Here is a 15,460-nt window from a genome sequence, read left to right on the forward strand (position 1 = left end):
GACGGGCGTTGTGGTCGGTGCGGCCGAGCTCGACCGGTTGTTGCGTGACTACAGCTAACACACGGAGCGTCAGGCATTACCCACGTGCCGTATCGCGCTAGTCATACGAAAGGGCTACGGTTCGATAGGCCGTGTGGAAGCCCCCCGACACGCGGTAGGCGCCCCGGGTGCGAACTTCGTTCTCGCGCCCGGGACGCCGCTCCCCGTACCTGCGGCCACCGACTGGCCACTTCGTTCTCCGCCCGGGAAACCGGGCGAACGCCACCGGATCCCCATCGGCAGCCGACCCGCACCGTCCGTGCGGAGTCCAGCGACGCGTGGCACTCAGTGTGCACGTCAATCATGGAATATTCCAGGCCTCTGAGCGCACAGTTCGAGCACGGCCGGACATCGATCCGGTCCGCCCTCCCGTGCCCAGCGGTGACGGATGCCGCCCGCCCGCACATCCGTCACCGTGACGGTCGCCCCGCTCAGCCGTCCGCGCGCATCGGGCTGGCCGCGGAACGCCACTGCACCGTCGGGCGCATCGCGCCCAGGTCGACCCGGTCCACGTGCGCCTTCGCGACGCCGAACAGCGAATCGATGAGCGTGTTCGACAGCAGGTGCGGTTCCAGGCCCAGCTCGACCAGCCCGGTGTGCACCACGTTGTAGTGGTGCTCGCTCTGCTCGACGCGCGGGTTGTCCAGGTACTCGACGTCGACGGTGCCGTCGAAGCCGTTGGCCACGACCTTCGCGATCTCCTCCACGGAGAAGCTCTCGGTCATCTGGTTGAACACCCGGAACTCGCCGGCATCCGCCGGGTTCTCCGCCGCCAGCCGGATGCACTCCACGGTGTCCCGGATGTCGATGAGCCCGCGAGTCTGCCCGCCGCTGCCGTACACCGTCAGCGGGTGACCCAGCACCGCCTGGATGACGAAGCGGTTCAGCACCGTGCCGAAGATCGCGTCGTAGTCGAAGCGGGTGGCCAGCCGCGGGTCCAGAGCGGTCTGCGCCGTCTCCTGCCCGTACACGACGCCCTGGTTGAGGTCGGTGGCGCGCAAGCCCCAGATGCGGCAGGCGAACTCGATGTTGTGGCTGTCGTGCACCTTGCTCAGGTGGTAGAAGGAGCCCGGCTTCTTCGGGAACAGCATCCGGTCGGTCCGCCCCTTGTGCGAGACCTCCAGCCAGCCTTCCTCGATGTCGATGTTCGGCGTGCCGTACTCGCCCATGGTGCCCAGCTTCACCAGGTGGATCGACGGGTCGATCTCCTGGATCGCGAACAGCACGTTGAGGTTGCCGACCACGTTGTTCTGCTGGGTGTACACCGCGTGCTTGCGGTCGATCATCGAGTACGGCGCCGCGCGCTGTTCGGCGAAGTGCACGATGGTGTCCGGGCGGAAGTCCCGCACCATCTCGTAGGTGAAGTCCGCGTCGACGAGGTCGCCGTAGTAGGACTTGATGCTCTTGCCCGACACTTCGTGCCACGCGTCGACGCGGGTCTGCATCGGCTCGATCGGCACCAGGCTCTGCACGCCCATCTCGTGGTCGTAGCCGCGCCGGGCGAAGTTGTCGGCCACCGCCACCTCGTGGCCACGGTCGGACAGGTGCAGAGCGGTCGGCCAGCCAAGGTAGCCGTCGCCCCCGAGGACGAGGATTCGCACGCCTTCTTCTCCCTCTAGATCATTGCGGTGCCACCGGCGGCCAGGAAGGGCGCCGCGGTGGCGGATCCTCCGGGCACCGAGGTGCTCCGGAGCCAGTCGGCACGGTAGGAAAAGCGCTGCCAGGCCGAAGTGGAGCGGACGCCGACGGCCCCCGGCGCCACCTCGCTCCCGCCAACATCCGGAATGCTCTCATTGTTCGGCGCGGGAGCGAAGAGCCGAAAGCAAGCGGGGGCCGAGAGGAAAGGCACGCGGCGGCTCCCCGGTATCGTGCTACCGCGACGTGGCCCGTTCCGGGCTCGGCGCAGCGCGAAAGGACCGATCAGTGCAGCAGGCCACCGAGACCGCGACCGCGCTGCCGACCGGCCGCCGCGGCGGCTACTGGCGGCTCATCAGCAGGTTCGCCGCCGCCTCCGTGGTCGCGACCGGGATCAGCCAGCTCGTGTTCGTCGGCTCCTACGCCCTGGGGGCGCTGCCGGTGGTCTCGACCGTGCTGGCGTGGCTGGCGGGAGCCGTCCCCAACTTCGTGCTCAACCGCCGGACTTGGGGTGGCGGCGGCAGGTCGGCGCTGCGCGGGGAGATCGTGCGCTACGCGGCGCTGTCGGTGGGCACCGCGCTGCTGGCGGCGCTGGCGACCAGCGGTGCCGAGCGGCTGGCACTGGGCGCGTTCCCACACGACCGCCTCCCGCAGGTGGCGATCGTGTGGGGTGCCTTCCTGGCGACCTACCTGGTGATGTTCGTGGTGAAGTTCTTCATCATCGACCGGTTCATCTTCACCGCTCGGGAACGGCCACCGCGGGCTCGTTGATCCGTTCGGCCGCGGGCCGGTGCTGCGGCTGCGGCGCGGAACGCCGTTCCCGCAGCCAGGTGCCTAAGACGACCTTGGCGTAGCGGTAGCCGTAGAGGACGTTGTTGCCCTTCTTGCTCTGGCCCGCGGTGCGCGCCAGCATCGTCATCGGCTGCTCCAGGACCCGGTAGCCGCGGGCGAGCAGGCCGACGAGCAGCTCGGAGGACTGGTACTGCTTCTGCTCCAGCCGCACCGAGTTCGGCACCTCGATCTTCATCGCGCGGAAGCCGAACGAGGTGTCGGTGATCTTCTGCCTGGTCAGGGCGCTGACCAGCCACGCGAACACGTGGGTCCCGGCCCGGCGCACCAGGTCGGTGCTCTCGGTGCGGCCGAGGGTCCGGGAACCGGTGACGAAGTCGGCCTCGTCGTCGATCAACGGCTGCAGCAGCCGGGGCAGCTCGGCGATGTCGTACTGGCCGTCCGCGTCGGTGGTGACGAGGTAGCGGGCGCCGCGCTCGGCGGCGAGCCGGTAGCCGAGACGCAGCGCCGCGCCCTGACCGCGGTTGACCGGCGCGACGCAGGTCTGCGCGCCGTGGCGCAGCGCGACCTCCGCGGTGTCGTCGGTGGCGCCGTCCACGACGACGAGCGCGTCCACGTCCAGCCCGCAGCTCTGCGCGGGAATGCCGTCGAGCACCGCGCCCAGGGCGTCCTGCTCGTTGTAGGCCGCGATGAGTACGACCACCGAGGCGAACCCGCGATCGCCGTAGCGCTCGGAGTAGCCGTCGAGCGCCGCCCGGTCGACCTCGTCGGGATAGGTCGTGGACATGGTGGTCTCCTTCGGGGTGTTCGGTCGGTCGGGTAAGCGGGTCCGGCGCGGCCCGATGATCGCGGTCAGGGCCAGCCCACCGGCCAGCGGCAGCAGCACGAGAGCGGGCAGCTGGTAGCGCCAGGAGAATTCCATCGCCGCCGCGGTGGTCAGCACCGTGGTGGCCAGCCCGGCGGGCAGCAGCGTCACGGCGCGCAGCCCGCTGCGCCGCGCCCGGCCCAAGCCGAGCACGGCCAAGCCGGACAGGACGAGCATGCCGCCGAGCGCGGTGCCCGGCGTGTAGCCGCCGCCGAGCTGGTAGGCCCGCAGGAACCCGCCGATCTCGGGGTCGGCGCGCAGGGTGCCGTCGCCGTGCAGCTCGGCCCATTCGGCGACGTACCAGGGGTCGGCGTACATCGGGTACTCGGTCTTGAACTGCCAGCGGTCCAGCGGCACGTCGCCCGGCGTCTGCGTGCGGGTGGGCGCGAACCCCTTCAGGAAGTCCGCGACGAACCCGCCCACGACGTCGAGCGGCTGCTGGGCGAGGACCTTGGCCGCCATGCCGCTCTGCGCGGCGTTGAGGTCGAAGTCGTCCGGCAGCTTGTCGGTGTTGGCCGAGACGTGCCAGAAGTGGATGTAGAAGTCGATGCCCTGCTTCTCCCGCGCCTCGACCGGCTCCTTCGGGCACACCAGCTGTTCCTCGGGCGTGAGCCCGAGCCGGTCGCATTCCGCGACGACGGCGGTCCGGCCGTAGACGACGCTGCCGGTGGAGCCGCCCAGCGCGGGAGTCCCGGTCCACACCAGGTGGTACATCGCGTAGCAGAACAGGAGCCCGGCGAACGCCCCGGCGAGGGCTCCGGCGGCGCGCAGCCGGGGCTTCCACCCGTCGCGCGGGCGCAGTCCGGCCGCCAGCAGCACGAACACCACCGCGGGCACCACCAGCGTCAAGCCGACGATGCGCACCAGCACCGAGACCGCGAGCAGCAGCCCGGCGAACGCCGCCGTGCGCGGGCCGGGCGTGCCGCGCCAGGTCAGCACGAAGATCGCGGCCAGCAGCAGGACCTGGAACAGCAGGTCCGACATGATGTTGTGCTCGATCTGCACCTGGTAGGCGTCCAGCAGCACCGGCGCGGCGGCCAGCGCCGCGATCCAGCGGCGCGCACCGAAGCGCAGCAGCAGCACGTAGATGGCCACGCCGAGCGCGAGCCCGAGCAGGTGCTGCACGGCCGCCACGAACGCCAGGTTCCCCACCAGCAGCAACGGGCCCAGCAGCAGGATCTCGTAGCCGATGGGGTTGATGCCGCCGGGGAAGAACACCCCGAGGTCGTCGAGGTAGCGGAACGAGTCGATGTAGAGCAGCGCCGGCCGGTACGCGAGCTGCGCGAGCACGCGCAGCACGACGCCGCCGAGCAACAGCAGCGCGAGCAACCAGTGCGCGCGGAGGTGCCGCGCCGGCGCGGCGATCACGGCGCCCCGGCGGTGACCGCGCGGAAGTCCTCCCACACGGTCCGCAGGCCGTCGGTGAGCTCCACCGACGGCGTGTAGCCGAGTTCGCGGCCGGCCTTGGCGACGTCGACGATCACCGCGGGCATCTCGCCGTTCTTGGCGGGCACGTGCGTCACCGGCAGCGGCGCACCGGTGGCGGACCGGACCGCGTCGATGAGCTCCAGCACGGAGATGGACCGCCCGGAGCCGATGATCGCGGTGCCGGTGCACTGCTTGTCGCAGGCCGCGAGGATGCCCGCGACCACGTCGTCGACGTGCACGAAGTCGCGGCTCTGCGCGCCGTCGCCGTAGACCTCGACGCCGTCGCCGGCCAGCGCCGCGCGCATCAGCCGCGGGATGAAGCTGTCCTTGTGCCCCATGCCGGGCCCGTAGATGTTGGTGAACCGCAGCGCGGTGGTGGCGATGCCGTAGGAACCCGCGTAGCCGGACAGCAGCATCTCGCAGGCGGCCTTCGTCGCGCCGTACGGCGTGAGCGGGCGCAGCGGCAGGTCTTCGGAGATGGTGCCGTGGCCGATGTCGCCGACGACGGCGTTGGTGGAGGCGAGCACGAAGCGGCCGACGCCCCGCTGCCGCGCGAGTTCCAGCAGTTCCTGGGTGACCTCGACGTTGGCGCGGTAGGTCTCGGCGGGCTTGTCCACCGACCGCAGCACCGAGGTGATGGCGGCCAGGTGCACGACGGCCGCGGTGCCGGTGGTGACGGCGGCGTCGCGCACGGCCGGGTCGCTGAGGTCGCCGGCGACGTGGGTGACGAGCTCACCGCGCAGCGACTCCGGCGGCTCCTGCACGTCGACGATGGTGACCGGGGTGCCGCGTTCGGTCAGCGCTCGGACGACGGCGCGGCCGACGAACCCGGAGCCGCCGGTGACGACCACGCCACCCGGTAGGCCGCTGCTACGCAGAGTTTCGGACGACTCGGTTGCCGTCGCTCGTTCGGGGGAAGTCTCACTGCTTGGCACGGCTGAACTCTAACGGGCCGCCGCCTAGCGCTGTCGCCTAACCCACACCGGTCGTCCACCGAATGGCAGCTTGCGCACCACCCGCCGCCCACCGCGCCACGGGCCGCGGAGGGCACGAGGCCGGGCGGCCGTCGCGCCCGCCCGGCGGACGCGCTCAGCCGGCGTAGTGGTCGCCCAGCGCCTTCAGACCGGTGCCGAACACCCCGGTCGCGAACACCTCGTCCAGGTTCGGTTCGTCGCCCGCGTCGGCGTCGTAGTCGCTGTACCACTCGACGAACGCCTGCCCGGTCGCCGTGATCGGCAGGACGCGGATCGTGCTGCGGTACGAGCGCACCGGGAACGGGCCCTCGGTGATGTCGTAGGTGTAGGCGCGGGCGGCGTCGTCGAGCACCACCAGCCGCTCCCGCACGACACCGCCGTCGGCCAGGGTCAGCCGCCGCACCGCGCCGACCTCCGCCGGGGACGCGCCGCCCTCGACTTCGCTGGTCCTGATCGCCGGGTGCCACCGCGGCAGCCCGTTGAAGTCCCGCACCAGCTCCCACACCTGGTCGGCCGTCGCCGGAACCACCGCGCTCGCATAGGACCGTGCCATCACGTGCTCCTCACCGTCGTGTTCCACCGCACCGGGCGGTGCGGCTCACCGCTTGAGGTTCTTGAACTCCCTGGTCCGCTCGGTCAGCGCCTGCTCCACCGGGAGGCGTTCCATGCTGCTGGCGCCGTAGAAGCCGTGGCAGCGCTTGGTGCGGCCCAGCACGTAGGCCGCGTCCTCCGGGGTGGCGATGGGGCCGCCGTGGCAGAGGACCAGCACGTCCTCGCGCACCTCGGCCGCCGCCGCGGACCACTCGTCGATCAGGGCCACGCAGTCGTCGAGGTCCTTCGAGGTCTCCGCGCCGATCGAGCCGCCGGTGGTGAGCCCGAGGTGGCACACGACGATGTCGGCTCCGGCGCTGGTCATGGCGCGGGCGTCGGCGGCGGAGAAGACGTAGGGCGTGGTGAACAGGTCCGCTTCCCGCGCGGCGGCGATGAGTTCGACCTCCTGCCGGTAGCTCATGCCGGTCTCCTCCAGGTTGGCCCGGAAGGCGCCGTCGATGAGCCCGACGGTCGGGAAGTTCTGGATCCCGGCGAAGCCCAGTTCCCGCAGCCGCGCCAGGAACGGCCCGGTGAGCAGGAACGGGTCGGTGCCGTTGACGCCCGCAAGCACCGGTGTGCGGCGCACCACGGGCAGCACCTCGCTCGCCATCTCCACGACGATCTCGTTGGCGTTGCCGTAGGCCAGCAGCCCGGCCAGCGAACCGCGGCCCGCCATCCGGTAGCGGCCCGAGTTGTACAGCACGATCAGGTCGATGCCGCCGGATTCCTCGCACTTCGCCGACAGGCCGGTGCCCGCACCGCCGCCGATGATCGGATCGCCCCGATCGGCCATGCCCCGGAACCGGCGCACCAGGGTCTCCCGGTCGAACCGCGTCATGTCCGTTCTCCTTCCACCTCGGGGCGCACTTCGCGCAACGCCGCGAACAGCGCCGCCACGAAACCGTCGTCGTTGATGCCGTGCGGGATCCGCCGCACCTGCCGCTGCTCGGTCTGGTGCACCTCGGCTTCGAGGGTCTCGAACAGGACCTGGTCGGCGGCCGGATCGTGGAAGGGCTGCCCGGGTGCGTCGAGCAGCGAGACGCCGCCCTCCGGCAGCAGGAACCGCACCGGGCCGGTGCAGGCGTTGAGCTTCGCGGCCAGGAACCGGGCGATCTCCCGGCATTCGTCCGGGGTGGTGCGCATCAGCGTGACCTGCGGGTTGTGCTCGTAGAACAGCCGTCCCCGGTAGCGCTCCGGCACGGTGTCCGGCGAGCCGAAGTTGACCATGTCGAGGGCACCGCAGGACCCCACGTAGGGCACGCCGCAGCGCGCGATGGCGTCGAGCCGCGTGTCACCGGCGCTCATCACTCCCCCGGCGATCAGGTCGCACACCTCGGTGGTGGTGATGTCCAGGACGGCCTCGATGAGGCCGTCGGCGACGAGCTTCTCCATCGCCCGGCCACCGGTGCCGGTCGCGTGGAACACCAGCGGGTCGTGCTCGGCGGCCAGCCGGTCCGCGGTCTTGGTGACGCACGGCGTGGTCACCCCGAACATCGTCAGCGCCACCGCGGGCCGCTGCTCGACCGCCGGGACCGTGTTGCGCACGGCCCCCGCGAGCGCGTGCGCGGCGTTGCCGAGCACCTGGCGGGAGATCCGGTTGAGCCCGGCGACGTCGGTCACCGCCGGGAACATCGCGACATCGGAGGCATCCACGTAGGACGAGATGTCGCCGGAGGCCACGGTGGAGACCATCAGCTTCGGCACGCCCACCGGCAACGCCCGCAGCGCGGGAGTGATCAGCGCCGTGCCGCCGGAACCGCCGAGCCCCAGCACCCCGCCGACACCGGGCCGCGCGGCCAGCCAGCGCTCGAACGCCAGCGCCATCGCCGTCACCGCCGACCCGCGATCACCGGTGAACACCGCCCCGGCACCTCGCGGGTGCGCCGCCGCGACCTCGGCGGCGGGCACGTCGGGGGCGTCGGCGGACTCCGCGCCGGAGGTGCTCACGTCGACGGTGGCCACCTCCACGCCCGCGTCGGCGACCAGCCCAGCGACGTAGCGCAGCTCAGCCGCCTTGGTGTCGAACGTGCCCACGACGTAAGCCCGGCCCATCACACCATCCCCGCAACTAGGAATCAGCCCGCCGGAACCCTACTGCCGATCAGGCCTGGAGACAGCACGTTGATCACCGGGGTGTCGGAGATCCGGCCGGTCGATCGACGAGCCGCCCGAGCAGTTCGGCGTCCTCCGCGAGAATGCGGCGCACCTCGGCGGCGCGGAACCACTCGCACTCATGACGATGGCCCCCGGCTTCGCGCCGGGGGCCATCGTGCGGGCGGGTCACTTGCTCTTGCCGCCGCCCATGAAGCGGTTCTTCACCTGATCGATCTTGGCCTTGTTCTTCGGGTCGCTCGCGTATCGCTTCGCCTGGTCGATCGCCTTCTTGCCCTGCGGGCTCTTGGCGAAGTCGGTCACCTTCTTGAACAACGACATAGCAGCTCCCAATCGGGCCGGTCGGTCACGCCTCCAACCAGGCTACCGGCAATTCGGACACCAAATCGAGGGCCTACGCTCACCCGAGCACGCCGCTGACCGAAGCGTGGCCCTTGAGCAGGTTGCGGGCGATGGTGCGGCGCTGGATCTCGTCGGTGCCCTCGAAGATCCGCAGCAGCCGGATGTCCCGGTACCAGCGCTCGATGGGCAGCTCGCGGGTGTAGCCCATGCCGCCGTGGATCTGCAGCATCCGGTCGACGATCTCGTTGGCGCGGGTGCCGCCGTAGAGCTTCGCGATGGACTGGGCGTGCCGGGAGTCGGCGCCCTGGTCGGCCTGCCACGCCGCCTGCAGCACCAGCCAGCGCAGCGCCTCGATCTCCACCGCGGAGTCCGCGATCATCCACTGGATGGCCTGGCGATCCGCGATGGGCGCACCGAACGTCTGCCGGTTGCGGGCGTAGTCCATCGACATCTCCATCATGCGCTCGCACCCGCCGAGGGCGCGGGCGGGCAGCAGGTAGCGACCGCGGCCGATCCACTGCATGGCCAGCTTGAAGCCGCCGCCGACCTCGCCGAGCACGTTCTCCTCCGGCACCCGCACGCCGTCGAAGACCAGGGAGGCGGGCTGGCGGTCCCACTCGCCCATGATCTCGATCGGCTCCGAGCGCCAGCCCGCGTCGCGGTCGGCGAGGAAGCAGGTGACGCCTCCGTCGGCGCCCTTCTCCTTGTCGGTGACGGCGAAGACCATCGTGAAGTCGGCGTCGATGCCGCCGGTGATGAACGTCTTCTCCCCGTCGATCACCCACTCCGAGCCCTCCTTGCGGGCCGTGGTGCGCAGGTTCTTCGCGTCCGAACCCGCACCGGGCTCGGTGATCGCGAAGCAGGACTTGCGCTCGCCCTCGATGGTGGGCACCAGGTAGCGCTGCTTCTGGTCCTCGTTGGCGTGGTAGAGGATGTTGTCGGCGTAGCCGCCGAAGCTGAACGGCACGAACGTGCGGCCCAGCTCGATCTCGATGAGCGCCGTGAGCACCGCGGAGAGGTCCATCCCGCCGTACTCCTCCGGCGTCTGCACGCCCCAGAACCCGGCGTCGCGGGCCTTCTGCCGGAGGTCCTTGAGCTCCTCGCGGGTCAGGCCGCGCTCGTGGTTGCGCTCCCGGCGCAGCACCTCCTGCTCCAGCGGCACCAGCTCGCGCTGCACGAACGTGCGCACCCAATCCCGAATGTCGCGTTCGGTCTCGGTGAGGGAGAAGTCGACCATCGGTGGCGTTTCCTTTCGGCGAGGTCGCGGGAGTCCGGCTGATCGGGTGGGCGGGCAGACCGCCCGCCCACCCGGACGATCAGGTCGAGGCGATGCGGGAGCGCAGCTCGCGCTTGAGGACCTTGTGGCTGGGCCCCAGCGGCAGCTCGTCGACGAACACCACGCGCCGCGGGTACTTGTGGTGCGCGGTCTGCTCCGCGGCCCAGGCGGTGATCGCCTTGGCCAACGCCTCGTCGGGTTCCTCCCCGCGTTCCGGCACGACGACGGCGCAGACCTCTTCGCCGCGCCCCGGATCGGGCAGGCCGATCACGGCGCACTGGGCCACCGCGGGGTGCCTGATCAGCAACTCCTCCACCTCGCGCGGGTAGATGTTGTAGCCGTTGCGGATGATCAGATCCTTCTTGCGGTCGACGATCGACACGTAGCCCTCGGCGTCCTTGGTGCCCATGTCGCCGGTGCGGAACCAGCCGTCGACGACGGCCGCCGCGGTCGCGTCCGGGTCGTCCAGGTAGCCCGCGAACACGTTGTGGCCGCGCACCACGATCTCGCCGACCTCGCCCGCGGGCAGCAGCTCGATGCGGTCCTCCACGGACGGTTCGGCGACCTCGACGTCGATGCCCCACAACGCGTGCCCGACGGTGCCCGCGCGCGGGCCGAACGCCGGCTGGTTCACCGTCGCCGTCGGCGAGGTCTCCGACAGGCCGTAGCCCTCGTGGATCGGGGCGCCGAAGCGGCGCTGGAACCGCTCCAGCACCGCGACCGGCAACGCGGCGCCACCGGAGACGCACATCCGCAGGCTCGGCACCTCGGCGTCGTCGCCCGCGGCCTCCAGCATCCGGATGTACATCGTGGGCACGCCGTTGAGCTGCGTGATCCGGTGGTCGCGGATGAGCCGCAACGCCTCCGCCGGGTCGAACTTCGGCTGCAGCACCAGCGTGGCGCCCGCGCGGAACGTGGTGTTCAGCGACACCGTCTGGCCGAACACGTGGAACAGCGGCAGGCAGCCCAGCACCAGGTCGTCGGACCGGGTGTCGTTGGCGTCGAACGCGTTCACCGTCGCGTTCATGACCAGGTTGAGGTGGGTCAGCACCGCGCCCTTGGGGCGGCCGGTGGTGCCGCTGGTGTAGAAGATGACCGCCGGGTCCTCCGGGGACCGCGTCTCGAACGCGCGCACCGGTTCGGCGTCCGCCGCCTCCGCCGACAGCGACGGCGGCGCGTCCTGGCTCGGACCGCCGGGACCGACCGACACCAGCGGGATGCCCGCCCGGCGCGCGGACTCGGCGGCCAGCGCGAGCTGGCTCGTGTGGCCGATGACGAGCTTCGCGCCGGAGTTGCGCAGCAGGTACGCCGCCTCGTCGGGAACCAGCAGCAACGGCACCGGAACCACGACGGCGCCCGCGGTGAGCACCGCGTAGTAGGCGCGCACGAAGTCGATGACGTTGGGGGCGACGATCGCCACCCGGTCGCCCGGTCCGACGCCGCGGGCTCGCAGCGCCGCTGCGTGCGCGCGGACCTGCTCCCACAGTTCGCCGTAGTCGACCCGCTCGGTGCCTTCGACGACCGCGGTCGCCCGTGGCGTGATCCTGGCGGGTTCGGCGAGCACCGACACCAGCGACAGCGTGGTCTGCGGCTTGATCGGCGCCGAGGACTCGTCGTCGTTGACCATCGTCCACCTCCGTGAGGACGTCGCCCGATGCCGATCGGGGGCCCGCACCGCGCCCGCCGATGGACACCCGACGACTAACGTCGTTAGTTTTGGACTCTAGGACCACCCCGCGGACCACGGCAAGACCACCGCACCGGACACTGTGCGGAGTCGCCGCAGGGCGATCGGCCCAACACGGTGCGGCATCGGAACGCCGCGGCGCAGGACCGGATGGCAGGCAGGAGCGCGGCATGGGCAGACCGAAGAGCCCCCAGCTCACACCGGAACGCATCCGCGAGCACGCGTTGGTGATCATCGACACGTCCGGGCTCGAAGCGCTGTCCATGCGCAAGCTCGCCGAAGCGCTCGGAGTCCGCGCCGCCTCGCTGTACAACCACGTCGCGACCAAGGAAGCCCTGCTGCACGACGTCGCCAACGACGTGATGGCCACCGTGGACACCACCGGCTTCGACACCGGCTGGATCACCGGCCTGCTGCGCTGGGCCCGCTCGTACCGGGCGGCGCTGGCCGCCCACCCGAACCTGGTGCCGTTCATGGCCTCCGGCCCGGCCCGCCGCGAGACCTCGCTGAGCCGCGCGGACGCGGTGCACGGCGGCCTGACCAGGGCGGGCTGGCCGCCCCGGTACGCCACGATGATCGGCGCCTCCACCAAGTACCTGGTCGTCGGCGCCGCCATGGGGTCGTTCGCCGGCGGGTTCGTCGACGACGCCGAGATCTACGACGCCCGGTTCCCGCACCTGCGCAACGCGCACCTGCTGCGCGAACACGCCGCGGAGATCGACGACGACAGCTTCGAACTCGCGCTGCGAGCCCTGGTCGACGGCCTGCGAGTGCAGTACGAGCAGGTCAAGGCCCATGCGGACGACTCCGGAGGGTGACGGGATCACGCTCACGTTCGGTTGACTGCGATGTGTGATCTCCGTAGCGTTTCTGAACACAACAGAAGACGAGACGAACACGCCGACGACGTCGTGCGGGAGAGTCTGCGCCCCGCCAGGAGCCCCTGGTCCGTGCAGGATGCGATTCCTGGGTGCAGCGCCGAAGGAGCAATCCTCCCCAACAAACTCTCAGGCCCCGCACCGCACGACACCAGGCGATCACGGAGAAAAGCAGGGACACGCGTCCCTCGCCCAAGGTGCAAGCCGCCGGCGCGCGGTGAAACTCTCAGGCCAATGACTCCGGGGAGACCGGCCAGCGCACGCCCGCGCCCGTCGCCGTCGAGGGACCCCGGATATGGTTTCTGCTGGAAGTGGCCGCAACCGGTCCCCTCGGACGTGATCGGTGCCCACGAGGAGGAGTTCCGCACCATGACGTCGTCTTCCCCCTCCCTGAGAGAGACACCGCTCGGGGAGATCCATGCGTCCTCGGGCGCTCATTTCACCGAATTCGCCGGTTGGCGAATGCCGGTGCGCTACACCGGCGACACCGCCGAGCACCAGGCCGTGCGCACCGCCGCGGGCCTGTTCGACCTCTCGCACATGGGCGAGATCAAGATCAGCGGCCCGCAGGCCGCCGAGGCGCTGGACTACGCGCTCGTCGCGAAGGCGTCGACGATCACCGAGGGTCGCGCCCGCTACACCATGCTGTGCAACGCCGACGGCGGTGTGCTCGACGACCTGATCGTCTACCGGCTCGGCGAGCAGGAGTACCTGGTGGTCGCCAACGCCGCGAACGCGGCCGTGGTCTCCGCCGAGCTCGCCGACCGGGTCGACGGGTTCGACGCGACGCACGAGGACGTCTCCGACGACTACGCGCTGATCGCCGTGCAAGGTCCGAAGGCCGTGGAGATTTTGGCGCCGCTGACCGGCACCGACCTCTCCGGCGTCAAGTACTACGCCGGCTACCCCAGCACGGTCGCCGACGCCGACGTGCTGCTGGCGCGCACCGGCTACACCGGCGAGGACGGCTTCGAACTGTTCACCTCGCCCGCCGACGCCCCCGCCGTGTGGCGGGCGCTGGCCGAGTCCGGCGCCGCGCACGGCCTCATCCCCGCCGGGCTGTCATGCCGGGACACGCTGCGGCTGGAAGCGGGCATGCCGCTGTACGGCAACGAGCTCTCCGCGTCCCTGACCCCGTTCCACGCGAACCTGGGCCGGGTCGTGAAGCTCGACAAGCCGGGCGACTTCGTCGGCAAGGAAGCGTTGGCGAAGGTCGCGGAGGCCCCGACCGAACGCACGCTGGTCGGCCTGCGCACCGATGCCCGCCGCGCGCCGCGGCACGGGTACCGGGTGCTCGACACCGACGGCACCGAGATCGGCGAGGTGACCAGCGGCGCACCGTCGCCGACGCTGGGCCACCCGATCGCGATGGCGTACGTGGACCGCGCGCACAGCGCCCCCGGCACCGCCTTGCAGGTGGACATCCGCGGCAAGTCGATCGACGTGGAAGTCGTCGAGCTGCCGTTCTACCGCCGGTCCGCCTGAGACCGGCCGCCCTCGGGCACCACGAACCTCGAAGGACCGCCCGGAACTTCCGGCGCAGCCCAGATCGAACACAGGAGGCAATTGCTCATGTCGACACCGGACCTGTTCAACGACCAGCTCTCGGCGGTGGATCCGGAGGTGGCCAGTGCTGTGGGCGCTGAACTCGGCCGTCAGCAGAACACGCTGGAGATGATCGCGTCGGAGAACTTCGCGCCGCAGGCCGTGTTGCAGGCGCAGGGTTCGGTGTTGACGAACAAGTACGCCGAGGGCTACCCGGGCAAGCGCTACTACGGTGGCTGCGAGCACGTCGACGTCGTCGAACAACTCGCGATCGACCGCGTCAAAGAGCTCTTCGGGGCCTCGTTCGCCAACGTCCAGCCGCACTCCGGTGCCCAGGCCAACGCCGCGGCCATGCACGCACTGCTCAAGCCCGGCGACACCATCATGGGTCTCGACCTCGCCCACGGCGGGCACCTGACCCACGGCATGCGCATCAACTTCTCCGGCAAGCTCTACAACGTGGTGCCCTACCACGTCCGCGACCACGACCACCGCGTCGACATGGACGAAGTCGCCCGCCTCGCCCGCGAGAACCGCCCCCAGCTGATCGTCGCGGGCTGGTCGGCCTACCCCCGCCAACTCGACTTCGCCCGCTTCCGCGAGATCGCCGACGAAGTCGGCGCCTACCTCATGGTCGACATGGCCCACTTCGCCGGCCTCGTCGCCGCCGGACTGCACCCCTCTCCCCTGCCCCACGCCCACGTGGTCACCACCACCACCCACAAAACCCTCGGCGGCCCCCGCGGCGGCGTCATCCTCTCCAGCAGCGACGAATTCGCCAAGAAGTTCAACTCCGCGGTGTTCCCCGGCCAGCAAGGCGGCCCCCTCGAACACGTCATCGCCGGCAAAGCCGTCCTGTTCAAAATCGCCCAGACCCCCGAGTTCGCCGACCGCCAGCGCCGCACCATCGAAGGCGCCCGCATCCTCGCCGAACGCCTCCTCGCCGACGACACCCGCAACGCCGGGGTCTCCCTCGTCTCCGGCGGCACCGACGTCCACCTCGTCCTCGTCGACCTGCGCAACTCCGAACTCGACGGCAAACAAGCCGAAGACCGCCTCCACCAGATCGGCATCACCGTCAACCGCAACGCCGTACCCAACGACCCCCGACCCCCCATGGTCACCTCCGGCCTGCGCATCGGCACCCCCGCACTCGCCACCCGCGGCTTCGGCCCCCAAGAATTCACCGAAGTCGCCGACATCATCGCCCAAGCACTCCAACCCACCCTCACCCCCGACACCACCACCCAACTCCGCAACCGCGTCGAAACACTCGCGAAAAAACACCCCCTCTACCCG

Annotated in this window: 13 protein-coding genes and 2 riboswitches; of the genes, 4 read left to right on the top strand and 9 right to left on the bottom strand. The window is 70.6% G+C overall.

Going from position 1 to position 15,460, the window contains the following annotated elements:
* Positions 1 to 470 precede the first annotated feature (470 nt).
* Positions 471 to 1,640: an NAD-dependent epimerase/dehydratase family protein gene (locus OOZ19_RS06790; RefSeq protein WP_266089128.1), complete on the bottom strand. Its 1,170-nt coding sequence runs from the start codon at positions 1,638 to 1,640 to the stop codon at positions 471 to 473.
* A 322-nt stretch (positions 1,641 to 1,962) separates the two neighbouring features.
* Here OOZ19_RS06790 and OOZ19_RS06795 point away from each other — a divergent pair, with 322 nt between their 5' ends.
* Positions 1,963 to 2,445, top strand: a complete 483-nt coding sequence (locus tag OOZ19_RS06795) for a GtrA family protein (protein WP_266089129.1) — start codon at positions 1,963 to 1,965, stop codon at positions 2,443 to 2,445.
* Here OOZ19_RS06795 and OOZ19_RS06800 read toward each other — a convergent pair.
* The 8 genes from OOZ19_RS06800 to OOZ19_RS06835 all read right to left on the bottom strand — a co-directional run bounded on the left by OOZ19_RS06800 (position 2,411) and on the right by OOZ19_RS06835 (position 11,678).
* Positions 2,411 to 4,696, bottom strand: a complete 2,286-nt coding sequence (locus OOZ19_RS06800; protein ID WP_266089130.1) for a glycosyltransferase family 2 protein — start codon at positions 4,694 to 4,696, stop codon at positions 2,411 to 2,413. The two genes, OOZ19_RS06795 and OOZ19_RS06800, sit on opposite strands and share 35 nt — an antisense overlap.
* Positions 4,693 to 5,607, bottom strand: coding sequence for an NAD-dependent epimerase/dehydratase family protein (locus tag OOZ19_RS06805; RefSeq protein ID WP_266089131.1), 915 nt, complete (start codon positions 5,605 to 5,607; stop codon positions 4,693 to 4,695). The genes OOZ19_RS06800 and OOZ19_RS06805 overlap by 4 nt, the downstream gene beginning before the upstream one ends.
* Positions 5,608 to 5,845: 238 nt before the next feature.
* A complete protein-coding gene (locus tag OOZ19_RS06810) occupies positions 5,846 to 6,283 on the bottom strand; it encodes an SRPBCC family protein (protein WP_266089132.1) in 438 nt (145 codons plus the stop codon).
* 45 nt (positions 6,284 to 6,328) lie between these two features.
* Positions 6,329 to 7,159, bottom strand: coding sequence for a phosphoenolpyruvate hydrolase family protein (locus OOZ19_RS06815; protein ID WP_266089133.1), 831 nt, complete (start codon positions 7,157 to 7,159; stop codon positions 6,329 to 6,331).
* Entirely contained in the window at positions 7,156 to 8,373 is a 1,218-nt protein-coding gene (locus OOZ19_RS06820) for a Tm-1-like ATP-binding domain-containing protein (RefSeq protein ID WP_266089134.1), read from the bottom strand. Before OOZ19_RS06820 ends, OOZ19_RS06815 begins: the two co-directional genes overlap by 4 nt.
* A 228-nt stretch (positions 8,374 to 8,601) precedes the next feature.
* Complete coding sequence (locus OOZ19_RS06825; protein WP_266089135.1) at positions 8,602 to 8,754, bottom strand: hypothetical protein; 153 nt, start codon at positions 8,752 to 8,754, stop codon at positions 8,602 to 8,604.
* Positions 8,755 to 8,833: 79 nt separating this feature from the next.
* Positions 8,834 to 10,012 (bottom strand): acyl-CoA dehydrogenase family protein, encoded by a 1,179-nt coding sequence (locus OOZ19_RS06830; RefSeq protein ID WP_266089136.1) that lies wholly within the window; start codon positions 10,010 to 10,012, stop codon positions 8,834 to 8,836.
* A 79-nt stretch (positions 10,013 to 10,091) separates the two neighbouring features.
* Positions 10,092 to 11,678 (bottom strand): long-chain-fatty-acid--CoA ligase, encoded by a 1,587-nt coding sequence (locus OOZ19_RS06835; protein WP_266089137.1) that lies wholly within the window; start codon positions 11,676 to 11,678, stop codon positions 10,092 to 10,094.
* A 230-nt stretch (positions 11,679 to 11,908) separates the two neighbouring features.
* Between OOZ19_RS06835 and OOZ19_RS06840 the strand changes: the two genes are divergently transcribed.
* The 3 genes from OOZ19_RS06840 to glyA form a co-directional block, all read left to right on the top strand.
* Positions 11,909 to 12,556 (top strand): TetR/AcrR family transcriptional regulator, encoded by a 648-nt coding sequence (locus OOZ19_RS06840; RefSeq protein WP_266089138.1) that lies wholly within the window; start codon positions 11,909 to 11,911, stop codon positions 12,554 to 12,556.
* A gap of 86 nt (positions 12,557 to 12,642) precedes the next feature.
* Positions 12,643 to 12,770: riboswitch (glycine riboswitch) on the top strand.
* Positions 12,771 to 12,867: riboswitch (glycine riboswitch) on the top strand. It abuts the riboswitch before it with no gap.
* 118 nt (positions 12,868 to 12,985) lie between these two features.
* A complete protein-coding gene (gene gcvT, locus OOZ19_RS06845; protein ID WP_266089139.1) occupies positions 12,986 to 14,101 on the top strand; it encodes a glycine cleavage system aminomethyltransferase GcvT in 1,116 nt (371 codons plus the stop codon).
* An 87-nt stretch (positions 14,102 to 14,188) separates the two neighbouring features.
* Positions 14,189 to 15,460 (top strand): serine hydroxymethyltransferase (gene glyA, locus OOZ19_RS06850; protein ID WP_266089140.1); only part of this gene is annotated, 1,272 nt, incomplete at its 3' end.

Source organism: Saccharopolyspora sp. NFXS83 (assembly GCF_026241095.1).
In the GTDB taxonomy this organism is placed as follows: domain Bacteria; phylum Actinomycetota; class Actinomycetes; order Mycobacteriales; family Pseudonocardiaceae; genus Saccharopolyspora_C.